The sequence below is a fragment of the Hyphococcus sp. D3-15 genome (assembly GCF_055809375.1).
In genome coordinates, this window is the sequence record NZ_CM147910.1 from 469,150 (window position 1) to 491,505 (window position 22,356).

General features: G+C 60.9%; 24 protein-coding genes and 1 pseudogene. 13 read left to right on the forward strand and 12 right to left on the reverse strand.

Going from position 1 to position 22,356, the window contains the following annotated elements:
- The first annotated feature begins 202 nt into the window (after positions 1-202).
- Both AC0L8G_RS02460 and AC0L8G_RS02465 read left to right on the forward strand, forming a co-directional pair.
- Positions 203-1,846, forward strand: coding sequence for an EF-hand domain-containing protein (locus AC0L8G_RS02460; RefSeq protein ID WP_473386457.1), 1,644 nt, complete (start codon positions 203-205; stop codon positions 1,844-1,846).
- 98 nt (positions 1,847-1,944) lie between these two features.
- Positions 1,945-2,190 (forward strand): hypothetical protein, encoded by a 246-nt coding sequence (locus tag AC0L8G_RS02465; RefSeq protein WP_473386461.1) that lies wholly within the window; start codon positions 1,945-1,947, stop codon positions 2,188-2,190.
- Between the two features lie 9 nt (positions 2,191-2,199).
- Here AC0L8G_RS02465 and hisB read toward each other — a convergent pair whose 3' ends face one another.
- Positions 2,200-2,793: an imidazoleglycerol-phosphate dehydratase HisB gene (gene hisB, locus AC0L8G_RS02470; protein WP_473386464.1), complete on the reverse strand. Its 594-nt coding sequence runs from the start codon at positions 2,791-2,793 to the stop codon at positions 2,200-2,202.
- Positions 2,794-2,942: 149 nt separating this feature from the next.
- Here hisB and hslV point away from each other — a divergent pair, with 149 nt between their 5' ends.
- The 4 genes from hslV to AC0L8G_RS02490 all read left to right on the forward strand — a co-directional run bounded on the left by hslV (position 2,943) and on the right by AC0L8G_RS02490 (position 8,072).
- Complete coding sequence (gene hslV / locus AC0L8G_RS02475) at positions 2,943-3,488, forward strand: ATP-dependent protease subunit HslV (protein WP_473386466.1); 546 nt, start codon at positions 2,943-2,945, stop codon at positions 3,486-3,488.
- Positions 3,489-3,794: 306 nt separating this feature from the next.
- Entirely contained in the window at positions 3,795-4,691 is an 897-nt protein-coding gene (locus tag AC0L8G_RS02480; RefSeq protein WP_473386469.1) for a VPLPA-CTERM sorting domain-containing protein, read from the forward strand.
- A complete protein-coding gene (gene hslU, locus AC0L8G_RS02485; RefSeq protein ID WP_473386471.1) occupies positions 4,684-5,991 on the forward strand; it encodes an ATP-dependent protease ATPase subunit HslU in 1,308 nt (435 codons plus the stop codon). The genes AC0L8G_RS02480 and hslU overlap by 8 nt, the downstream gene beginning before the upstream one ends.
- A 215-nt stretch (positions 5,992-6,206) precedes the next feature.
- Positions 6,207-8,072, forward strand: coding sequence for a hypothetical protein (locus AC0L8G_RS02490; protein ID WP_473386474.1), 1,866 nt, complete (start codon positions 6,207-6,209; stop codon positions 8,070-8,072).
- Positions 8,073-8,120: 48 nt separating this feature from the next.
- On the opposite strand, the gene AC0L8G_RS02495 is transcribed toward AC0L8G_RS02490, so the two are convergent.
- From AC0L8G_RS02495 to AC0L8G_RS02505, 3 genes are all read right to left on the reverse strand, one after another.
- Complete coding sequence (locus tag AC0L8G_RS02495; protein ID WP_473386476.1) at positions 8,121-8,423, reverse strand: Smr/MutS family protein; 303 nt, start codon at positions 8,421-8,423, stop codon at positions 8,121-8,123.
- Positions 8,424-8,766: 343 nt separating this feature from the next.
- Positions 8,767-10,125 (reverse strand): murein transglycosylase A, encoded by a 1,359-nt coding sequence (gene mltA, locus AC0L8G_RS02500; protein WP_473386477.1) that lies wholly within the window; start codon positions 10,123-10,125, stop codon positions 8,767-8,769.
- Between the two features lie 66 nt (positions 10,126-10,191).
- Positions 10,192-10,788 carry a Tim44/TimA family putative adaptor protein gene (locus tag AC0L8G_RS02505; RefSeq protein ID WP_473386481.1) on the reverse strand — a complete coding sequence of 199 codons (597 nt, stop codon included), beginning with the start codon at positions 10,786-10,788 and terminating at the stop codon, positions 10,192-10,194.
- A gap of 127 nt (positions 10,789-10,915) precedes the next feature.
- On the opposite strand from AC0L8G_RS02505, the pseudogene AC0L8G_RS02510 reads away from it, so the two are divergent.
- The 3 genes and pseudogenes from AC0L8G_RS02510 to secB form a co-directional block, all read left to right on the forward strand.
- Positions 10,916-11,062: pseudogene (locus tag AC0L8G_RS02510) on the forward strand (FxsA family protein); the annotation flags it as partial.
- A gap of 109 nt (positions 11,063-11,171) precedes the next feature.
- Positions 11,172-11,303: an FxsA family protein gene (locus AC0L8G_RS02515; protein WP_473386483.1), complete on the forward strand. Its 132-nt coding sequence runs from the start codon at positions 11,172-11,174 to the stop codon at positions 11,301-11,303.
- A gap of 99 nt (positions 11,304-11,402) precedes the next feature.
- Complete coding sequence (gene secB, locus AC0L8G_RS02520) at positions 11,403-11,900, forward strand: protein-export chaperone SecB (RefSeq protein ID WP_473386487.1); 498 nt, start codon at positions 11,403-11,405, stop codon at positions 11,898-11,900.
- A gap of 16 nt (positions 11,901-11,916) precedes the next feature.
- Here secB and dnaQ read toward each other — a convergent pair whose 3' ends face one another.
- From dnaQ to AC0L8G_RS02535, 3 genes are read right to left on the reverse strand one after another with little or no spacing between them, the layout of a single operon-like run.
- The gene (gene dnaQ, locus AC0L8G_RS02525) at positions 11,917-12,630 is read right to left on the reverse strand and encodes a DNA polymerase III subunit epsilon (RefSeq protein ID WP_473386490.1); all 714 of its coding nucleotides are present in this window, start codon (positions 12,628-12,630) and stop codon (positions 11,917-11,919) included.
- Positions 12,631-12,678: 48 nt separating this feature from the next.
- Positions 12,679-13,557, reverse strand: a complete 879-nt coding sequence (locus AC0L8G_RS02530; RefSeq protein WP_473386493.1) for a response regulator — start codon at positions 13,555-13,557, stop codon at positions 12,679-12,681.
- 20 nt (positions 13,558-13,577) lie between these two features.
- Entirely contained in the window at positions 13,578-15,410 is a 1,833-nt protein-coding gene (locus AC0L8G_RS02535) for a PAS domain-containing protein (RefSeq protein WP_473386495.1), read from the reverse strand.
- A gap of 15 nt (positions 15,411-15,425) precedes the next feature.
- Between AC0L8G_RS02535 and AC0L8G_RS02540 the strand changes: the two genes are divergently transcribed.
- Entirely contained in the window at positions 15,426-16,565 is a 1,140-nt protein-coding gene (locus AC0L8G_RS02540; protein ID WP_473386498.1) for a patatin-like phospholipase family protein, read from the forward strand.
- Positions 16,566-16,577: 12 nt separating this feature from the next.
- Positions 16,578-17,069 (forward strand): DUF302 domain-containing protein, encoded by a 492-nt coding sequence (locus AC0L8G_RS02545; RefSeq protein WP_473386500.1) that lies wholly within the window; start codon positions 16,578-16,580, stop codon positions 17,067-17,069.
- Here AC0L8G_RS02545 and arsC read toward each other — a convergent pair.
- The 3 genes from arsC to AC0L8G_RS02560 form a co-directional block, all read right to left on the reverse strand.
- The gene (arsC, locus tag AC0L8G_RS02550; RefSeq protein WP_473386501.1) at positions 17,066-17,416 is read right to left on the reverse strand and encodes an arsenate reductase (glutaredoxin); all 351 of its coding nucleotides are present in this window, start codon (positions 17,414-17,416) and stop codon (positions 17,066-17,068) included. The two genes, AC0L8G_RS02545 and arsC, sit on opposite strands and share 4 nt — an antisense overlap.
- A 25-nt stretch (positions 17,417-17,441) precedes the next feature.
- Complete coding sequence (locus AC0L8G_RS02555) at positions 17,442-18,131, reverse strand: response regulator transcription factor (protein WP_473386503.1); 690 nt, start codon at positions 18,129-18,131, stop codon at positions 17,442-17,444.
- An 88-nt stretch (positions 18,132-18,219) separates the two neighbouring features.
- Positions 18,220-18,942 carry a YggS family pyridoxal phosphate-dependent enzyme gene (locus AC0L8G_RS02560; RefSeq protein WP_473386505.1) on the reverse strand — a complete coding sequence of 241 codons (723 nt, stop codon included), beginning with the start codon at positions 18,940-18,942 and terminating at the stop codon, positions 18,220-18,222.
- Between the two features lie 12 nt (positions 18,943-18,954).
- Here AC0L8G_RS02560 and AC0L8G_RS02565 point away from each other — a divergent pair, with 12 nt between their 5' ends.
- Entirely contained in the window at positions 18,955-19,560 is a 606-nt protein-coding gene (locus AC0L8G_RS02565; protein ID WP_473386506.1) for a thiamine phosphate synthase, read from the forward strand.
- A 119-nt stretch (positions 19,561-19,679) separates the two neighbouring features.
- On the opposite strand, the gene AC0L8G_RS02570 is transcribed toward AC0L8G_RS02565, so the two are convergent.
- Both AC0L8G_RS02570 and AC0L8G_RS02575 read right to left on the reverse strand, forming a co-directional pair.
- On the reverse strand, positions 19,680-20,039 hold the full coding sequence (locus AC0L8G_RS02570; protein ID WP_473386508.1) for a VOC family protein: 360 nt from the start codon (positions 20,037-20,039) through the stop codon (positions 19,680-19,682).
- Between the two features lie 233 nt (positions 20,040-20,272).
- Complete coding sequence (locus AC0L8G_RS02575) at positions 20,273-21,418, reverse strand: porin (RefSeq protein ID WP_473386510.1); 1,146 nt, start codon at positions 21,416-21,418, stop codon at positions 20,273-20,275.
- A gap of 466 nt (positions 21,419-21,884) precedes the next feature.
- Here AC0L8G_RS02575 and AC0L8G_RS02580 point away from each other — a divergent pair, with 466 nt between their 5' ends.
- Positions 21,885-22,328, forward strand: coding sequence for a DUF3576 domain-containing protein (locus AC0L8G_RS02580; RefSeq protein ID WP_473386512.1), 444 nt, complete (start codon positions 21,885-21,887; stop codon positions 22,326-22,328).
- Positions 22,329-22,356 lie beyond the last annotated feature (28 nt).

The following is a 22,356-nucleotide window of genomic DNA, read 5'->3' on the forward strand; positions in this document are numbered from 1 at the left end:
GACAGCCCGGCGCGGTTTTCCGCACCAGACGAAACGCAACATTCGGCGCCGTAGCGACACCCCTAAACCGCCGCAATCTGACCGCGAAGCGCCGCCATGGTCAACTGAGGAAACTGCGGAATTCGCCCAATCTCGCGCCTGCGGGAAAGCATTCCTAAAGATTGCCGGGCCATAAAAGCAGTGACGGACAAAGGAGACGCAGATGCAGACCCGCCTTTGGCAGACCGTTTTCACAATCCCGGCCCTGTTGATCGCCGCGCCCGCCCTGGCGGAGGCGCCGGAGGCGTCCATTCCCCAGGTGTTGAGCACACCGCTCAGCGCGAAATACCAGGAACAATATCTCAGCAGTCTTTTGTCGCCCTTGCGCAATCAGGGGCGCGATCATCTGTATATCGATCAGGCGCTGATTGACGAAATTGACCAGCAAGCGCTCGCGCAAAGCCGGTCGTCGCTTCTGCAAAAAGAATTGCGCCGTGACACCGATGGCGACGGGAACATCACCATGGCGGAGATCGAAGCGTCCTTGCCAAAAAGCATTACGACCAAACGCAATTCCGAAACCGATGAAAATGTTGAGCGCCGCGTCGCATCGGAAGTGCAGAAAATCCTCACCGCCGACAGCGATGGGGACAAACAGATTTCGCTCGCGGAAGCGCTCGCTTTCGCCGATGAGGGCGCGCAGCTAACACCGAACCGCCGGACGAAGACGCTTCACGATCTGCTCGCGCTTGACCCGAATGATGACGGCAAGCTCACTGCGGGCGAGTTGCTGGCGCTTGGGCGGAAAACCTTTGCGCATTTCGACATCGACAAGAACGACATTCTCGACGATGACGAAATGAAAGAGGTCCGCAAGGTGATGAACGCGAATGCGCAAGCCGAAAGGTCTGCGCGCATCAATGCAAGCCAGGCGCTTTACTGCAAACCGCCTGCTGCGGCGGCCAATGAAGAGGTCGTCATTGTCAGCGGGTATGAAGGCGACGCCATTTCATCCGTATCCGTCGCCGGCATGGACCGAACCACCAGCACCGGCCGCATGATTATCGAATCCGGCAAGGCGCCGCTCTATATTTTCGTCACGACATATGACCCCTTCATCTGGCGCATTGAAGGCGATGTGAAACGCATTTCAAAATTCGTCGCCGTGGCGCAGTATCCTCATAGCGGGGTCGGCGTTGTCGGCGTGCCGAAGTCAAAGGTCACGTTCCTGCCGCCCGGCGCATGCTTCAAGTATTTTTCAAAATCAGAGGACGGCGGCGCCCTGCAGGCGAAAGCGATCACTGAAAACCTTCTGGACCACCCCGTCTCCAATGTGTTCGGCGTCTATTCCATAGACAGCATCGGCGTGCCGTCCGGCGTCACTCCCGAAAAGAAATCACGGGGCAGGGGACCCGTTGTGGTGATGGGCCAGAACCAGTTTGTTCTGGAAAAAGACGGCAGCGTCACCAGCCTGACGCAAGACGCCGGAAAAAATCAGTCTCCGGAATCAAAGGCGGACGCCAATACAATCGCCGCGCTCAAAAGATTTTCGCCCGGCGGCGTCGCGACCATCGACGCAAAATCAGTCATCGCTTCGCCGTCGGCGCAAGCCTATGACGTGCTCCCCCAGCAAGCCGGTCTCGTTCAATTGATGGAAGAGGGCAAGATCGAGCGACTGAGTGACGGCGTCTATTATATCAAGAAACCGATCGCGCGCTTTCCCGCCGGGCTTGCTGGCGCGCATTCGGTGAAGTTCATGCTCGCAAAGGGCGTGCCCATGCCCGAGGGCGACAGCGGACATAGCTGCGTCTTGCTTGAAGAAACCGGCAAGGCGGCAGATCCCGGCCACACCCGCCGATGCCGCTAGCGAAGCGATGAAACACCAGCGGGCGGGAACAATCCCGGCCGCCAGCTGTTCCCCAATGAGGCGCTGATTTTGCGCCCCGATACTGAGAGGAGCACGCCATGCCAGTCGAAGCCCGTGAGCAAAGACATCACGATCACCACGGCCGCGCGGATGAGAATGCGGAAAACACCGACGATTCTATCCGCGTCGCGCCGAGCGAAACGGCGGACGGCCATTCAGAAACGCGGACAACCCAGGAAGTGCGCCAGGGCCATACAGGCGATCATGTGCGCTATATTCTGATGGCGTCGATCGCAGGCGCGGTGTTTGTCCTGATGATTGTCGCCGTTTATTTTTACGCCTGAGCCGCGCGCTTAACTGCCAAGGGAACCCTTGGTTGACGGCGCCCCGCCATCGCTGCGCGGATCGGCTTCAAGCGCTTCACGAAACGCCCGCGCCGTCGCTTTAAAACAGCTCTCGATGATATGGTGCGTGTTCTCGCCATAAAGATTTTCAACATGCAGGCAAAGACCGGCATTGGTTGCAAAGGCGTGGAACCACTCCTTGAAAAGTTCGGTGTCCATATCGCCGACTTTGGGGCGTTCGAAATTCACGCGCCAAATAAGATAGGGGCGTTTTGAAATATCGATCGTTGCGCGCGACAGGGTTTCATCCATGGGAATATAGGATGCGCCGAAGCGGCGAATGCCGGCGCAATCGCCGAGCGCTTTGGCCGCCGCCTGGCCCATGACGATGCCCACATCTTCGACCGTGTGATGCATGTCGATGTGAAGGTCGCCCTCCGCCCGCACTTTGAGATCGATCATGGCGTGCTTGGCGAAGGCCTCGAGCATATGATCGAAAAAGCCGATGCCGGTTTCGATGTCGTAATCGCCCGAACCGTCGAGTTCGAGGGCGACGAAAATCTCCGTCTCCCGTGTCTTCCGCTCAACCGTCGCCGCTCGCATTGCCGTCTCCTTTGACGCCTGCCGCCCTTGGTGGCATTCAGGCCGCTTCCCTGGCCGCGTCTTCGGCCCTTCCTATTCAAAAACCATCGCCCCGTCCATGGAGCGCCGGTCCCGTCGCGAAGCAAGATACTGAAAATAGAGCAGAAATCATGAGCAATGAGTCAATGCACGGAACAACAATCCTCGCCGTGCGCCGCAATGGCGCCGTCTGCGTCGGCGGGGACGGGCAAGTCAGCCTCGGCAACACCGTGGTCAAAGGCGACGCCCGCAAAGTGCGCCGCCTCGCCGGCGGCAAGGTGATCGCCGGTTTCGCCGGGGCCACCGCGGACGCTTTCACCCTGCTGGAGCGGCTGGAAGCCAAGCTGGAGCAATATCCTGATCAGCTGACCCGGGCTTGCGTCGAGCTGGCGAAGGATTGGCGCACGGATCGCTATCTGCGCCGCCTGGAAGCCATGATGATTGTCGCCGATAAATCGGTGACCCTCACATTGTCGGGCGCCGGGGACGTTCTGGAGCCGCAATTCGGCGTCACCGGAATCGGGTCGGGGGGAGATTACGCCCGCTCAGCCGCCCGCGCCCTGATGGAAGCAACCGAACTTTCTGCGGAAGAAATCGTCAAGAAATCGATGGCGATCGCCGCATCTGTTTGCATCTATACAAATGAATCCCTGACCTTGGAGACGATCGCCGAGTGAACACCGTGCGCCCGACTCGGCGTGTCCTAAAAAACACAGTCCATATAAATCTTACTGTATCGTAACTAACCTGGTGACGATTTTATCGATTGCGCGATGCTGCACCGCGGCACGTTAATCGGCAAACCCATTGATTCGCCTTGCTCATTTCTCCCTGCCGCACCCTAACCCGTTGATGCCGCACAGTTAAGGTGGCGCGCAACCACAGCCGAAGGTTGTGTTGCGCCGCAAGAAACACGATTGACAAGGGATAGTGTTTCACGTTGGGAGTAGTTCTCGAGTTTTATGTTGAGTTTGGGGAGTACTATGAAAAAGCTAACCGCGATCGCCGCTGCCGCTCTGATGAGCGCCACAGCCGCCAACGCAACGACCATCTCTACCAACAGCTATTCCGACTATGTTTCGGGAACGTCGTCTTCACAGACCTATGAAGACGATGGCGTCACCATGACGGTGACGGCTGGCCTTTACACCGACGACACGCCAGCGGTCGTAACCGAGGGACAGTACAACGCGCGTCCTGTCCTTTACAACGGCTACGGCACCGGCATCTCGCATGACCAGAATGACGGCGAGCACACGGTAGACGGATATTACCCGGAAGTGCTGATCCTCGCTTTCGACAAGGTCGTCAGCCTGACACAGCTCGTGTTCAACTATGCCAACAGCTATGCGAAATTCGACCTCTTCGTCGATTCAAATGACGACGGCATTCTTGAGCGGGTCCTGACCGATCAGAGCCTTTCATCCGGTTACAGCAGCGTTTCGCTGAGCGGCCTCGTCGCAGCAAGCTTGCTTGAAGGCAAACTGTTCGGCATCGGCACGAGCTATTCCGAAGTGTCCTGCTACTACAAATGGAAGCACGGCAAGAAAAAGAAAGTCTGCGAAACCAAGAAGTCCGAATGGAAGCTGAAAAAAGTGACCTTCGAAGAAGTGCCGGAAGTGCCGCTTCCTGCAGCTCTGCCGCTCTTCCTGGCCGGCATTGCAGGCTTCGGTTTCGCCGCGCGCAAGAAAAAGCTTAAGCCGAAAGCTTTCATTGCAGCGAACCAGATCAAGGGCGCCCAAACCGGGCGCCCTTTTTTTGCGCCCTTTATCGCACCTTGTTTTTCTAGCCCCACAGCCCCGCGCCATTGCGCTTTCATCTGGAATCTCTATGTGAGGGCGGTCCCTCACAACATGGTTACGCCTGATATTTATGTCTGATTTTTCTCCCCGCGAAATTGTTTCCGAACTCGATCGTTACATCGTTGGCCAGAAAGCCGCCAAACGCGCCGTCGCCATCGCTTTGCGCAATCGCTGGCGCCGCCGCCGCGTCGAAGGCCCGTTGCGCGAAGAAATCACGCCGAAAAACATCTTGATGATCGGCCCCACCGGGGTCGGCAAAACAGAAATTTCCCGCCGCCTCGCCAAGCTCGCGGGCGCTCCCTTTCTGAAAGTGGAAGCGACGAAATTCACCGAGGTCGGTTATGTGGGCCGCGATGTGGATTCGATTGTGCGCGACCTGGCTGAAATCGCCGTCGGCATGGTGCGCGAGAAAAAACGCGAAGACGTCAAAGCCGCGGCGCAGGCGGCGGCGGAAGAGCGCGTGCTTGATGCGCTGGTCGGCGAACATGGCAGCGAGTCAACGCGCGAAGCCTTTCGCAAAAAACTGCGCGAGGGCGAGCTTGACGACCGCGAGGTTGAACTCGATCTGCGCGAAGCGTCATCGTCGTCGCCAATGTTTGAAGTGCCCGGCATGCCCGGCGCGCAAATGGGCATGATCAATCTGTCCGACATGCTCGGCAAAGCGTTTCAGGGCCAAAAATCAACCCGCCGCGTGAAGATCAAAGACGCCTATGAACCGCTGCTGGCCGAAGAGGCCGATCAGTTGATGGATGAGGAAACCATCAACCGCGAAGCAGTCGACCTGACGCAAAATGACGGCATCGTTTTTCTCGACGAGATCGACAAAATCGCGCGCAGTTCCGATCGCGCCAGCGGCGACATTTCGCGCGAAGGCGTGCAGCGCGATCTCCTGCCGCTGATCGAAGGCGCGACCGTCGCCACAAAATACGGGCCGGTGAAAACCGACCACATTCTGTTCGTCGCCTCCGGCGCGTTCCATCTGTCAAAGCCGTCGGACTTGCTGCCGGAACTGCAGGGGCGGTTGCCGATCCGGGTCGAGCTTGAAGCGCTGTCGCGGGACGATCTGCGCCGCATCCTGACCGAGCCCGAGGCGAGCCTGATCAAGCAATACACCGCGCTGCTGGCGACCGAGAATGTGACCCTCGAATTCGCCGAGGACGCCATCGACGCGCTGGCCGACGCCGCCGCCGAAGTGAACGCCGGGGTGGAGAATATCGGCGCCCGGCGTCTGGCGACGATCATGGAGACGGTGCTCGACGAGATTTCCTTCACCGCCGCCGATCAGGGCGGGGAGGCGGTCGCCATCGACCGGGCCTATGTGGAGGCGCGGTTGGGCGTGATCACCAAAAACGCCGATTTGTCCAAGTATATCCTTTAGATAGCCTTGGCGCTTTCGGACCCGGAATAACCAGCCCGGAGGCGAATTGGCGCCAGCGCCGGCGCCGCGAATTGCCGGAATTCGGGCGATTCCGCGCCTGGCGGTGAGAATCCGCCGTGAAATCGCGTGCGGAGCCCCAAAAAGCGGGCTTTCATGATCGTTAATGACGGGTTAATCTAAAGTTTCACGAGGGATTGGCAGCGGGGAATAACGCCATGGCAGACGGCTCAACACGGCCCTGGAAGCGGCGGACGATGATGGCCTATGCCGAGGACGCGGATCCGCGTTTCACGGACAAGGTCGAGACCAAGGAAACCCCCAACGAAATCGGCAAAGGCAAGAAACGCCCGCGCATCGCCTTCACCGGCGAGGAGTGGGGTTTTGGCTATCGCGCAACTGACGAGTTCCTGCGCCGCGCCCGCAAGGACGGCACTGTCTTCGACGCCGGCTTCGCCGCGGTAAACGCGCGCACCGAACGCGAATTCGAAGAGGCGAGCCCGAATAACGAATTTGACTACCGCTTTTCCGACACCATGCCGCTGCGGACCAAAGAACAGTCCTTGATGGCGGTGAAGCAGGGGACGGCGGATTTCGCCCTCATCCCGTTTTACCATCCCTATTCCGGTTATGATTTTGAAAGCCTGCGCGCGCTCGGGAGCCAGTTCGGCCTGTTGGGCGTGGAACAGGTTGCGGCGACCGATCAGCTTTGCCTCGCCGTGCATGAATCGCAGCTTTACGATCTCATTCAGTCATCACATCCGGGCACTGGCTTTTCCGCCCTGCAGCGGCGCATGCGTAAATCATGGGGCCTGCTGGATTCCGAAAGCGGCAACACGCCGGGCGGCGACTATGATATCGAAATGCCGCGCGCCGGCCTGCCTATCGATATGGCCGACCAGAAATTGATCCGTGACCGGATTGATATGGTGTTCGCCGGCCCCGACGCATCCCGCCGTTGCAAGTCGAAGCTTGACGGCTTGCGCGCGGTTGGCGTTGAAGTGCGCGAAACCGCGCAAATGATCGAACCCCATCGCGAACTGGCGCGGCTGGCGCGGTCAACGGCCAATCCGTCGCGCCAGACCAACACCATGTTCGACCCGGTGAGCGGCGAAACGCGGTTCTATTCGACCCTTGGCGCCGATACGCAGGATTCAAAACTGTTCGGCATGGTCCTGCCTTACGAAGTCGCCATGCGCTCTTCCGACTATGTGATCATCGACCACAATTACGATGATGCGACGCCGGCGAAGACCCGCTTCCTCGTTGTCGAGCAAAATCTCGACCAGACCCTGGTGGAAGACGCCTATCGCACGACCGACGCCAAGACCCGCTATTGGGTGCGCCGCTTGCAGGCGATTTCCAGCCCGCGCGGCTCCTTCGGCGCCGGCTTTGTCAAAATGTTCGGCTACGCTGCGAGCACGCTCGCCATCGCGCTGGTCAGCCTCGGCCTGTTCGGGCTGGCGACCTCGACAACGATTGAACTCAACCTGCCCGACTCGATTGCGTGGCTGTCCGGCCTGACCGCCGGCGCCATGACGGCGCTTGGCGCCGCGATTGCAATGGCCGCCTGGGTGATGCTCTCTGTACAGAGCACCGGCAATCAGGGCGTGCGCATGATGCTGCGCTTCCGCCGCGATTCCACAGCCGCTTCGCTTGGCGACATTGAAGACTATCTGCGCAATTTCGGCGTTCGTCATTCCATCGTGCGCATGGATGAAGACAGCGAAGGCGCGGCGCCGGCGGCGGTGTTGCTTGATGTCGAGTTCGATCCGAAAGACTTTTCCTACGGACCGATTTCCATGTGGACCCGGCGCCTGCGCGGCTCCGTCGTCAATGGCGCGTTGAAAACCGCATTCCAGCGCTGGAAAAATCGCGGCGTCACAGTGCTCGCCGCGGTGCCGTTTGAGACCAACCAGTTGCCGCGCCACAAGCCGCGCCGCTGGTGGAGCGAAGCGGTCAGCGCCTGGTTCGGCGAGTTCGCCGAGACGATGTTTATTCGTCTGTCGCGGGTCTTGCTGGTGTTTGTCATTCCGGCGGCGTTGATCGTCTACCTGCTTATCCGGCTGATGAGCGGGTCGTAACGCCCCGAAAAATAACGACCCAAAAAACCCGCCTTCATGGCGGGTTTTTTATCGCTTGAGGAAAATGTAAAACGCGCCGCCGCCGCCATGACGCTGATGGGCGGGGCTTGCGCGGGACACGAATTTCCGCACCGTGTCTTCACCGATCCAATGGGCCAGCCGGGCGCGCAGCACGCCGCGTCCCGACCCGCCGCTCATGCCCCCGCCTATGCCCCCGCTCTGGCCCCCGCTCCAGGCGCCGCCCGTTTCGGCCTCCACGCCGCGGGTGAATTCCGGCGCGCCCTTGCCCGTAATCACCAGAAGACAGCGCGCGCCGCGCGCATAGCCCTCGGCGATGAACTGGTGCAACACCGGCCTTGCGGTACGCTGGGTATGGCCATGCAGGTCCAGCGTCGCATCGATCGGCAGGCGGCCGCGCCCGGCGAGCTTTTCAAGCCGCGGGTCACCGGACGCAAAGGGATGCTCAAGCCGGGGCGAGGGGGCTTTGGCCGGCCATGGGAGGCAGGCCCCGCCGAACCGCCCTCCAGGCCCATATAACGGCGCGCCAGACCCATGCCGGAGGATGGTTTCTGCATCGATTTCGGGGGCGAGACGAGCATTTCAGGCACAGGCTTTTTCATCCGCGACGGCGCCACATCGCGGGTGACCTTGCACCACAGCGCTTCCTCTTCGGGCGTCAGGCCGCGCCGCCGGCTCATGACCGGGATTTCCCGGTTCTGAGCTCCCCGGATCGCGGCGGCAGCCGCTCCGCCAGCCGCCGGGGCAGGAGGACGATCATCGCGCCTTTGGCGTTCATGGCGCCGGCGATTTCGCCAGCGGCCTCGCCCGAGCCCCAGAACAGATCGCCACGTATCGGCCCCTTGATCGCGCCGCCCGTATCCTGCGCGATCACCAGCCGCCGGATCGGATCGGCGCCAGCGCCCGCCACCGGCTCGATATCGACCCAGACCGGCGCGCCCAGCGTCGTGAAGCGGCGGTCGACCGCGAGGGAGCGGCCCGCCGTCAGCGGCGCCCCTTGCGCGCCCAGCGGACCGAGACCCGCTGCGATCTCGTCCAGCGGCCGGAAGAACACATAAGAAGGGTTCTGGGCGCGCAATTCCGCCGCATCCTCATGAGCGGCCGCATCAAGCCAGCCGCGGATCGACTGCATGCTCACCTGATCGAGCGGCATCAATTCGCGCTCCACCATGACGCGTCCGATCGCCGTATAGGGGTGACCGTTCTGCGCCGCATAGCCGACGCGCATCACTTCGCCGTCTTCAAACAACAGCCGCCCGGAACCTTGTATCTGTAAAAAGAAGAGATCATTGGGATCGAGCCAGGCCAGCGCGTCCTGCGGCGTTTTCGTTTCCAGTGCGCTGCGGTCTTCATAAGGCGCAAGACGCCCGTCTGTGACGCGACCGGCGATCCGCTCGCCCTTCAGCGCATCGCGAAACAGGCCGAGATCAACCTCCACCAGATCGTCCGGACGCGGAAGAACCGGCGCGGTGTGTGCGCCTGACGCCGTGTGCGAGGCGGCGTAGACAGGTTCGAAATAGCCGGTGAACACGCCTTCAAGATCGATGCGCGGGCCGGCCCGGCGGGCGCGTCCGTCAGGCAAGGGCGTGCGTACGGAAAGAATGCGCACGGGCTGAAAGTGAAACTCGAAGAAGGACCGGTATGCGCCCCGCTTGTTCGCCGGGTCGGAATACGCGCTGACGATCAGCGCCCGCGCCTCGGCGCAGGGCCGCAACCAGTCGGCGACAGTCCCGGAGAAGCTGACCGCAGGGTCTGAAATACCGAGATTTTCCAGCGGATTAGCCATCGCCGCCGGATCGCGGCGCTCAAACACAGCGCAGGAGCGCACAAATGCTTCCAGCGCCTGACCGGGATCGTCGAGGCGCCAGCCGGGCATGTCGTCAAAATCGACAAGCCGATAGTCGATCACCGGCGGCGCATAATCCGCATCGGTGAAGTCACGCGCATAATAAGGCGGGATCACGCCGGAAAACACCAACGCCGTTGCGAGCGCAGCGATTGCGACAGCGCCCGCCAAAAACAGACGCAACAGCATTCCCGACGAAATTTTCATGAACAAGACACGGAGACCGGCGCTCCCTCCTGGTTACGCCGGCTAGTGTTATTCGGCGCCGCCCGTCGCGACAAGCATCCAGTTCGGATCATTGCTTGTGCGTTTATGCGCAAAGGTCCACCGGTCCTTGACGAGATCGATGCGGTTCGGATCGCCATCGACGACTTCGCCATCCCGGTCGCGCGTCACGCGCACCTGATTGGATGTGAACTCAACCGTCGCGGACATCATGTCCCCGTCGACGGAAGCGTCCGTGATCGCCGCATGTTCGATGCCGACAAATTTCAGATCGCTCGTCTGGCCCGCCGCGTCGCGATCACTCACCGCGCCGCGAAACGCGCCGTATACGGACTCATTGAGATAGGGCCGGATGGATTTGAGATCGCCGGCGGCGAACGCTTCAACGATCATTTCATAGGCGCCGCGGGCGCCGTCGAGAAACGCCGCCTCGTCAAAGGCCGGGTCTGCATCGCGCAAGACGCGGGCATTGGTGGAAACCGGTTTGGGCGCCACATCCTCGCGCGCGGGCGCATCGTCGCGCTGATTTTCCGCTTGCGCGCCTGACGAACGCTGCACGGCCTCAAGGTCATGTTGCTGCTCATGCCCGGTCCGGGCGCCGAGCACCGATATCAACCGGAAAATCACGAACGCAGCTACGCCTGCAAAAAATAGAAGCACTGGATCCATAGGGGCCAATATCGCTCCGAAACCTTAATATTGCTCAAGCACGGTCTATATAGGAGCTATAGAGCAGAATACACCCGGGGTTTCCATGCTGTTTGCACTTATTGCACTGTTTATAATCGGCCCGATTGCAGAAATTTACGTGCTTTTGACCGCCGCTGATGCGTTTGGCATCCTGCCGGTGATCGCCGCCTGCCTGATGACCGCCTTTCTCGGCGGCTTCATTATCCGCTGGCAAGGGCTGGCGGCGCTGCATGCGGCGCGCAAGGATCTCGAAACCGGCCGCCTGCCGGTCGATCTCGGCGGTCGACGGCGCGCTGTTGATCGTCGCGGCCCCATTCCTGATGACGCCGGGCTTCCTGACCGACGCTGTCGGCTTCACCCTGCTGATCCCGCCCGTGCGGCGGATCATCGCCCAGATGGCGCTCAAGGCCGTGCGCGGCCATATTGTCCGCCATGAGGACCTGACCCGCTGATAGAACGGCGCATTGGCCAGGAGGCGCGCCGGGTTGCAGGCCTTGGGCGGGCCGTGTAAGGAGCTTGCTCTTTTCCTCATAAACTGACGGGACGACTTGATGTCAGATACGCCGACCACACCGAATGACGCCCCGCAAGGGGTCAATCCGCAAGACGCGCCGTCGCTGACGGTGCTGGCGCAGTATCTGAAGGATCTTTCCTTCGAAAACCCGCGCGCGCCGGCGGTCTACCAATCCTCAGCGCAGCCGAAGATCGATGTGAATGTCGATGTTCAAGGCCGCGGCCTGAACGCCAATCAATATGAAGTCGAGCTCTCGGTTTCCGCCCGCGCCAATCGCGAAGGCGAAGAGGCGATGTTCGTCGTCGAGGCGAGCTATGCCGGGGTGTTTGAAATCACCGGCGTGCCGCGCGAGCAGCTTGAAATGGTTATGCTGGTGGAATGCCCGCGGCTTCTGTTCCCGTTCATGCGCCAGATCGTCGCCGATGCGACGCGCAACGGCAATTTCCCGCCGCTGATGCTCGAGCCGATCGATTTCATGGGCATCTATGTGGCGAACGCCCAGCGCAATGCAGCACAGGGCGGCGCTCAAGCCTGAGCTTGAGGCGCCCCGGCTAATTCGCCGCCAGCTTCTTCCAGACGGCTTCATCGCCCATCTCGGCGATGAAGGTTTCATGCGCCGCGCGTTCTTCATCGGTGATGAGCGAGCGCAAGGCTTTCGGACGCTGGCGCGCCGGCATTCTTTCGCCATTCGCATCGCGCCCGGATGAGCCGTCATCGCGGCGGAAGTCGAGGCCCGCCTGCAGGCCGCCGGTCAATTCAATATAGACCGCCGCCAGCAGCTTGGAATCGAGCAAGGCGCCGTGGCCGTCGCGTTCGCGCGTCGACGTATCAATGCCAAAGCGCGAACACAGCGCATCAAGACTGGCGGGCGCGCCGGGGAATTTGCGCCGCGCCATATGCAGCGTGTCTTTGATCTTTTTGGTGTCGAGCGTCGGCAGGCCCGCCGCCGCCAGCTCCGCATTCAAAAAGGGCAAGTCGAAGCCGACGCCATTATGCGCCACAAGCTCAGCGCCATTGACGAAGTCGATAAAGGCCGGCGCCACAAGCGGATCGGTGAACAGCGGTTTGTCGCTCAAAAACGCCGCCGACAATCCATGCACCTTGAAGGCGCCTTCGGGCATGTCGCGTTGCGGATTTACATAGGTGTGGAAATTGCGGCCGGTGACGGCGCCATTGACCATCTCGACCGCGCCGATTTCAACAATCCGGTGTCCTTCGGAAAATTTAAAGCCCGTCGTCTCAAGGTCGAATACTATCTGCCGCATGCCGCCGCCTTCTTACACGCACCGGCCCAAGCGGCGCAAAAATTCAGATCAATCCGCTGAAGGATACAACGCCGCCTTCACTTGCGCAGCAATCCCCTGAAGCGTGAACGGCTTTTGAATATAGCCCGCACCCTCGATCAGATCGAGCTGTTCGCGCACCGCCGCCTCCGCATAAGCCGACATGAAGATCACTTTTGACTGCAGGCCCAATGTCTCGCGCGCCTGCTGGATCATGGTCGGGCCGTCTATGTCCGGCATCATCACGTCGGAAACAACGAGATCGAAATCCATGTCTTCTTCCAGCATCTCGAGCGCTTCTTCGGCGTCCGCAGCCTCGCTGACTTCATAGCCGCAATCGGTCAGCGTCGCGACGACGAAATTGCGCACGGGATCTTCGTCTTCAACGATCAGAACGCGGCCCGCCCCGGTCAGGTCTTGCGGCTGCGAACGCGGCGTCACGGCGGTGGCGGGCTTTTTCGGCGCCGCCGGCTCCGCAATGTCTTCCGCGTCATAAGCGGGGAGATAAATCTCGAATATCGCGCCTTTGCCCGCGCCGCTTTTGAGCGCAATCACGCCGTCAAGCTGGCGGATAATGCCGTAGACGGTCGACAGGCCAAGGCCGGTTCCCTTGCCCATTTCCTTGGTGGTGAAGAACGGGTCGAAGATTTTCGCGGCGATGTCTTCCGGCACGCCAGGACCGGTGTCGCAGACTTCGATCAGCACATAATCCTGATCGAGCAGGCCCGGCACATTGCGCGCCTTGACGTCCGCCGCCGTAACGCATTGTGTACGGATGGTCAGCACGCCGCCATTGGGCGCCATTGCGTCGCGGGCGTTCACCGCCAGATTCATGACCGCCGTTTCAAGCTGATAGCGGTCGACCTTGACCGACGGCAAGGCGCGGCCATTGACCAGTTCGAGCTTCACTTTCTCGCCGATGGAGCGGGTCAGGAAGCGCGAGAAGTCACGCAGAATTTCGGTGATCGACAGAACTTCTTTTTTAGCGTCTGCTTGCGCGAAAAGGCGAGGAGCTGTTTCGTGGTGTTCGCCGCGCGCTGGGCGTTTTCGCGGATCTGCACCAGATCCCCATAGGCGGGATCGCCGGCCGGATGTTTCAGCATCAAGCGTTCGCAATGGCCGATCACCACTTGCAGATAATTGTTGAAGTCATGGGCGACCTTGCTCGCCAGCTCGCCAATGCCGCGCAGCTTCTGGTCCTGTGCGTATTCTTCTTCCATCTGTTTGCGGTCGGTGACGTCAACCGAATAGAGGAGGGTGCGGCGCACCCCGTAAGAACCGCGCTTGCGGCGGACCGGACGGGCGAACAGCGCATAAGTGCGCGCGGCGGCGCCGGTTCCGATGGTCGCCTCAATGCCTTTAGGCGCGCCCCCGGCGCGGGTCTTGCGGCGGATTTCCTCGGCGATTTCTTCGAGCGTCGCCTGCGCCACGGATTTGACCAGGGGCGCATTTTTCTTTTGCGCGCCAAACGCATCGGCGAACGCCTTGTTCGCTTCAATGACCCGGCCGTCGCGATTCAATTCGCCTTCGACAATTGCGATGCCGAAGGGAGATTCCGAAATGTCGCCGGAGAGCGCCACGTCTTCGACTTCGTCGGCGCCTTCATCAATCGTCATCTCGACGCAGGCGAACCCTTCGCCGACGCCGCCGCGACGGAAAGCGACGAAGCTTGCTTCCGCCGGATCGGCGTGACGGCGGCGCACTTGCGCGTTGACCGGCTCGCGATCAATCCGCCACAAGGCGCTCACCAGATCGCCGGTCTCGCCCAGCACGATGTCGTCAATGGATTGAACCTGTCCGCGCGCCGCGCCGAGTTTTTCGCGCGCTGCGGCGTTCGCCCAGGCGACCTGCCCGGATTTCTCCAGCGCAAAAACCGGCTCGGGAAAATCCGCATAGGCCGCCGCAAGGCTGTCCTGTTCTTGTTCCTCAAGCGGCAATTCGCGCAAGCGCCAGGTCACATGCTCGTCGGCGCCGCGAATAGGGCGTACACTGACTTCAAAGCGGCGGCGTTCGCCGCCGCCCGCAAGGCCCATGGTCTGAAAGATGATTTCTTCCGCTGTCTCTGCGCTTTTCGCCGCTTTGCACAGGCGAAACACCTTGGTCGCTTCCGCCCCTTGCTGGGCGAACAGCCGGTCGATGCGCGGCGGCAGGCCGGCGGGGCCCATCACCCCGGCGGCGCGCGATAAATTGAAGTAAGCCCGGTTGGCGTAAGTGACGACGCCGTCGCGGCGGGCGACAAGGCGCGCATCCTGATCGGAATCAAGCACCCGCTCCGCAAGACCCAGCGCGCCGAGAATTTCCGCGCCCGCAAGCTCCACCGCTTCAGCCGGCTTCTTGCCCGTCGCACGGCGCAGCATGACGCCGGCCACCAAGACGGGCGAAAACATTTTCATCGCCGCGCCGGTCAGAAACACGGCGATCAGGAGGGCGAGCCCCCCGGCGAGAATGATCCCCGCGCCGCCGGAATCGCGGGCGCTCAAAATCACATAGATGATCGCCGCGACCGCAGTGAAGACGCCGGCCCATAAAAGCCAGAAGGTCGCGGCGTTGAAAAACCCGCCGCCCGGCGCGCGCTCGGGCTTGCCAGCCTTCGCCACCGCTTCATCCATCATGGCGATGATTTCTTCGCGCGTATGCGGGCGCGGCGTTTCATCCGCTTCGCTCCCGAGACGCTCTTCCCCCTCGGCCTGATCGCCGGTTTTGCCGCCGGTCTGCTCGAGAAGGGCTTCTCGCAGGGATTTTACAGGCTCTGCGCCGGACACGGGGCTCTCTCCAAAATGGTGATTCGAACCCGCGACTATGGCTCGCTTCGCTTTCCCACGCCACCATCGCCCGGCGCCGGTTTTCCCGGTTTCGCGGCGGATTTCTTTTATCTTTTCAGGCTTTCGCCCTTCCTGCGCCGCACCTCGCCGCATTATGTTCCCGTAAGCATTGCAAGACCGCATTCGGCTTACCAGTTGAAGCGGCGCAATCTCAGGAGCATGGGCGCAATGGCGAAGAAACTCGGACTGGTTCTCGGCTCCGGCGCCGCGCGCGGATGGGCCCATATTGGCGTCCTGCGGGCGCTGAAGGAGATCGGCGTTGAGCCCTACGCCATTGCCGGCTGTTCGGTCGGCGCGCTGGTGGGCGGCGCCCATCTATTGGGCGCGCTTGAAGAGTTTGAACGCTGGGCGCGCACCCTGAAACCGATTTCCGCGCTGCAGACCTTCACCCTCAAACTGCACAAGGGCGGTTTCATCGACACCGCGCCCGCCTTTGAGGCGTTTCGCAGCTATGACAAGAATATCGAGGATTTGCCGATCAAATATGGCGCGGTCGCCGCAGACCTCGCCACCGGCGAAGAGGTGATCCTCACCACCGGCTCGGTGATTGACGCGGCGCGGGCGTCGAGCGCCATTCCGGTCGCGTTCCATGCGGTGCAGACACGCGGGAAATGGCTGGTGGACGGGGCGCTGGCCAATCCGGCGCCGGTGTCGCTGGCCCGCCAGCTTGGCGCGGATGTGGTGATTTCAGTCGACCTCAACGCGGTGCCGCGCGTCCTCGACCGGTTCGATGCGCCGGCGGAGAGACTGCCGGTGCTGGTCCCGAAAAACGATCAATTGCCCGCCACCATGACCGGCGCGGTGACCAAGCTGATCGACGACACGATGGCGGCGATTGACCGCCAGGTCGCCATGGCGCGCGCCCGCGCCGGCGCGCAGCCGCATCTGTTCGAGACCGCTTACGCCGCCGCCGACATCTTCCAGATGCAGCTCGCCCGCGCCCGCGCCATCGCCGAACCGCCGGACATTCTGATCAAGCCGGATATGCGCGACGCCATGCCCACAGCGTTCGACCGCGCCGATGAATTTATCGAGGAAGGCTATCACGCGCTGATGGAGCAGCGGGTGAAGATTGAAAAGCTGCTACGCGAATAGAGGAAACGCGCCATGAAAAAACTGCTCACACTGATCGCGGCGGCGACGCTTGCGGCATGTTCCGCACAGACGGATGCGCCCGCCCATCATGCGGACACAAGCATGGCCGAGCATCACGGGCCGCATATATTGAGCCATGACAGCGCAGCGGATTTCGATGCGACGCTGGCGCAGTTGCACGGCGCGATTGATGCGCGCGGCTTTAAAACATTCGCCGTGATCGACCATGGCGCCGGCGCGCAAACCGTGGATGTGGATTTGCGCCCGACAACGCTTGTTATTTTCGGCAACCCGAAAGGCGGCGCGCCGGTGATGCAGGCGGAGCAGCTAATGGGGCTGGAATTGCCGCTGAAAATGCTGGTGACGCAAAACGCCGATGGCCTTGTCACGCTGAGCTGGCGCGACATGGAGCACACCTTTCACGAATATGGAATCGGCGACCATCCGGCTGCGGAGAAAATGAGCGGCGCACTCGCCGCCATCGCAGAAGAAGCCGGACGCTAAAGGATTTCCAGCACTGCTTCCGGCGGGCGGCCGATGGCGGCTTTCTCGCCTTTCACCACAATCGGGCGTTCAAGCAGGATCGGGTTTTCCGCGATCGCATCGATCAGGGCGGTTTCCGCCGTGACGTTTTTGAGATCAAGCTCGATAAATGGCGCTTCCTTGATGCGCATCATGTCGCGCGCGCTGTTGACGCCGAGCTTTTTCACAAGCCCTTTCAGCGTCGCTTTTGACGGCGGGTTTTCCAGATACAAAACCACTTCAGGCTCGACGCCATTTTCCTGCAACAACGCCAATGTCTGACGCGATTTGGAGCAGCGCGGATTGTGGTAAATCGTAACGGTCATCATGTTCCTCTGTGGCCGCGCTCAAAGCCTAAAGCGATAATCTGTACCCGCCGCTTTCGGTCAGCAGGATCGACGCATTGGACGGGTCCGGCTCAATCTTCTGGCGCAGGCGATAGACATGGGTTTCTAACGTGTGCGTCGTGACGCCGGAATTATAGCCCCAGACCTCGTCGAGCAACACATCGCGCGTCACCGGCTTGCCGCCGGCGCGATAAAGAAATTTCAGGATCGATGTTTCTTTTTCCGTCAGGCGGATTTTTTTATCTTCCTGGGTCACCAGCATTTTCACCGCCGGGCGGAATTCATAAGGGCCGACCTTGAACACCGCATCTTCGCTTTGTTCATGGCTGCGCAAATGCGCCCGCACCCGGGCCAGCAAGACGCCGAATTTGAACGGCTTTGACACATAGTCATTGGCGCCCGCGTCCAGCCCCAAAATCGTGTCGGCCTCGCTATCGGCGCCGGTCAACATGATGATCGGGGATTTAAATCCGTTTTTGCGCATGATGCGGCAGGCTTCGCGCCCATCCATATCAGGCAGCCCCACATCGAGCAGCATCAAGTCGATATGGGCTTCTTCCTTGGCGCGCTCAATGGCGGCGTTGGCGTTTGCGACCGGCTCTACGGCGAACTCGTCATGCACGCCGAACTGATCGATCAGCGCGTCGCGCAACAGCTCGTCATCATCGACCAGCAAGATTTTCTTTACACGGTTCATTTCTCTCTCACCCAGATCATGCATTCGGTCGGCGGGTCATAGCCCCGATTGACCAGCAATTGAAATTCTTGCGCCCTACAACTTTTCGTTAGGCGGCCGTGATCTCCTGTGTAGCAGGCCGGGCGCCGAAAATCGCCGTGCCGATCCGCACGTTTGTTGCGCCAAGCTGCGCAGCAATCAGATAGTCACCGCTCATGCCCATTGAAAGGCCGGAAAGCCCAAGAGTTTTCGCCATTTTGGCGAGCAGGGCGAAATGCGGCGCGGGATCGTCTTCAGCCGGGGGGATACACATCAGGCCTTCAATTTCGAGGCCGAATTCGTCCCGGCACTGGGCCAGAAAACCCGGGACATCCGCCGGGGCGAGGCCGGCCTTTTGCGGCTCCTCGCCGGTATTGACCTGAATATAGAGCTTCAGGCGGCGGTTCTGTTTGGCCATCTCCTCCGCCAGGATGCGCGCAAGTTTCGGCCGGTCGACGCTTTCAATGACATCGAACAGGGCCACCGCCTCTTTCGCCTTGTTGGTCTGCAAGGGCCCGATCAGGCGCAGCTCGATATCGGGGAAACGTTCTTTCAGGGCCGGCCATTTGCCTAGCGCTTCCTGCACCCGGTTTTCCCCGAAAACCCGCTGTCCCGCTTCCAGCGCAGGCAGGATGCGGCTCGCCTCATGGGTTTTGGAAACGGCGGTCACGACAACCGCGCCAGGCGCGCGGCCGGCTTCTTTCAGCGCGGTCTCGATTTCTGTCTTGATCGCTGCGAGATTGGCCGCCGGATCGGCAGAAAAATCATCAGAAAGGTCATTGTGGGAAGGCATCAAGGGCTCCGCTTGCGCGCCGCGAAACTAGCAGCCGCCGCGCTCCGGCTCAAACGCCAATCGGGCGCACCCCAAAATGGGACGGCGCCGTTTTCGCTGGCGTTTTTGACCGACGCCCGGCGTGCGCCGCATCCGCTGCTGGTCGCGCGCGTGTTGCCGCGCGGCAGCGCCGTGATTTTGCGCGACTATGATCTTCCGCACCGCACCGGACTGGCGGCGCAGTTGAAGTCGGTTTGCGCCCGCCGCGAGGTGAAGCTGATTATCGGCGCCGACATCGCGCTCGCCCGGCGCATCGGCGCAGACGGCGTGCATCTGCCGCGCTGGTTCACGCCCGATGCGCCCTTGCCGTCCGGCATGATCGTCACGGCCTCATGCCATGACGCCGGCGAACTGGCCCGCGCAAAAAATTCCGGCGCCGATCTCGCGCTGCTGTCGCCCGCTTTCCCGACCCAAAGCCATCCGGGAGAGAGTGCGCTGGGCCCGGCGCGCTTTCGCATGATGGCCGCCGCCGCGCCGCTTCCCGTGCTGGCGCTTGGCGGGGTCGATGAAACCAATGCAGGACTTCTGGCCGGGACGAATGTCGCCGGAATCGCCGCGATCGGCGCTTTTTTGGGTTGAACCTTAAAAGGCGGACCCCTTCATCCTGAGGAGCGAATTTTCCTTCGCCCTTCGAGACACGGGCTCTTCGAGCCCGCCCTCAGGATGAAGGAAAATTTGCGGCGGGAAGAATGGGCTGACTATTCGTCGCCGGATTTGGTCCACACGCCGAGCTGATTGCCCACCGTATCGCGAAAATGAAACCGCCGTCCGCCGGGAAAGTCATGACGCTCGGTGATTTCACCGCCGGCTTTGACCACGCGTTTTTCGCTCGCCTCCAGATCATCCGCATAAAGAATGACTAGCGTCGATCCGTTGACCGGCGTTTCACCGCCGCGAATGCCGCCTTCAAGACCGGCGCCGGAAAAGCTCACATACTCGGGACCCCAATCCTGAAAATCCCAGCCAAACGCGTCGGCGTAAAATTTCTTCGCGGCGGTCAGGTCTTGCGCGGCGAGCTCCACATAATCGATATGATTATTCATGCTTGTCATCATCATCTCTCCTTGCAGCTTGCTTACATAACAAGCGCGGAAAGAGCGCGCATGGCGTCATTCTCCCCAGCCCGCCAGAAATGCCGGTCAGGTTTGCGCGGCGCACAAAAGAAAACAGGACGGCTCATACGAACCGTCCTGCTTCATTCCCCTCCAAGCAGCTAGGCGCTCAGAAACTTTAGAATTTGATCGAGCTTTCGATCACCACCGTGGCCGCCTCTTCCGGGCCGCCTACGGCTTCAGGCTTCTTGGATCTCGACATATTGGGCGGCAGCGCCGACCGTAATGCCGCGACCAAGAACATAGGTCACGCCCGCCTGAGCAGAGCGCGTATCGCGATAAAGAGTAGGATCAAGCGGGTTGGTCGCCAGCGAGTTCGCTTCCGACTGGCCAACGCCAACCATGAACGCAACATCGCCTTCATCCTCGCCGGTGCGGAACGTGATGCCCGCATCGAAAGCGAGATAGCCGTCATCCTCAAGCGAGGCGAGGCCCGCATTGGTTGACTTGACCGAGCCGCCCACGGTGATGCCGCGGAAGGCCAGATTGAGCCCGACCGAATAAGCCTGATAATTATCAAAATACGACATCGGCGCGATATTGTCTTCGTCCGCCGTCACAAAGCTCGCGCCAACGCCCAGATAGAGCCGTTCGCTGCTGCTGACCTTGATGCCTTTTTCGTAATAGAGCGCCGCCTCGACCGCATCGGCCCAACGGCTCTCGGTCGTCAGCATGGCGCCTTCGGGCGCGATCAGGAAACCGCCTTCCGATGCGCAAAGAAGGTCGCCGCAATTTTTCAGCGACGGCGAATAAGAAACCCCAAGCTGCAAACCGCCGAGCACGCCGCCGAGGAAATTCGCCGGCGGCATATAGGTGAGCTTGGTCGAATAGCCGGTAACATCGTTGATGGTGTGAATGTCGTTAAGGCCGGAAAGATCCGTCTGCCAATTATTGACATTCACCGATGCGAAAATCGTCGGCGAAGAAACGGAAAGCATCTGCGCGGCGCCTTTTTCGCGGCCAACAATCAACTGGCCGAAAGAACCGCGCGCATATGCATATGCGCCCTGAAGATAAGCGTCGCTATGGGTCGGCGCGATGCCGCGAGGCCCGCCCATGAGCAAGCCGGAATAGCGGCCGCCGCCGAAAAGCTGATGCGGCTGCTGGCCGTCGAGACGCGCGGAAAGACCGGCGCCGACCTCAAGGCCGTTATTGAGAAGGGTCGAGCCTTTGACATTGAGCTCGGCGTTGACGTCGCCCTTGGCGTCGTCGCCGCGAACCAGTCCGGCGGCGGCGCTGACTTCGCCGTCAACATCGATCTTGATCGGATCAGCCGCATAAGCGGCGCCGGCGGTAATCACCGCCGCGCTCGTGCCTAGCAACATTCTCCGTAGACTGGTCATCAGTCCTTCAACCCGCTGTTTCGTTCGCCAGTAGACCCTTATTCGAATGGGCCTTCGTGTTTATTCCGCTTCGCTCGATCCGGCCCCCCGACCGTTTCAAACATGCCGGTAACCCGGCTACTCTCCCTACGCAACACCCCTGGCGCCACAAGCCTTTATCGCCATCCGCATATGCCGCCCCCGCAGCCCATGCTTTCAATTCCCGCGCCAGCTTCGAAGCTCAGTAGTAAAGACTTCCACGGCGCGCAAACAGGTTAACGACATAAAGTTAACAGCTTTATGACCAGCGGCTATAATGGCGTAGCGCTGGGGGGGTTCAAGCGAGGGGGCGCTTTGGCGTTGTGTAATTGCCGGTTTGTGGTAGGAAAGCCACTCTCCGGCGACGGCGACGCGCCAGGAGCCTCTCGGATTTACAGGACAGTCATCGATGAAGCCGGAAAAAGCAAGTATGTTCAAAGTGTTGGCTTTGGCGAGCGCCTGCGCCGCCCTGACCGCCTGCGGCGGCAACAGCGCCGGGGAGTCACGCAACGAGACCCTCGCAAACTACAAATCCGGCCATGCGCAGGCGACCACGGTGAACCGCTATCTTTGGGCGGCCTCGCTGGAAACCCTTGATTTTCTGCCGATTTTCTCCGCCGATCCGATTGCCGGGCTGATCATCACCGATTGGTATGTGAACCCGGAAATCCCGAATGAGCGGGTCAAAACCAATGTGTACATCCTCGACAGCGCGCTGCGCGCCGACGCCTTGCGCGTATCGGTGTTCCGTCAGGTGCGCGGCGAGAATGGCGTCTGGGATGACGCCACGGTGAACCCGGCGACCGGCCGCGAGATCGAAAATGCGATCCTCACCCGCGCCCGCCAGCTTCGTCTAAACCAGATCGACGGCTAGAAATTCGCGCCAGACTAGGTGAAAAGGC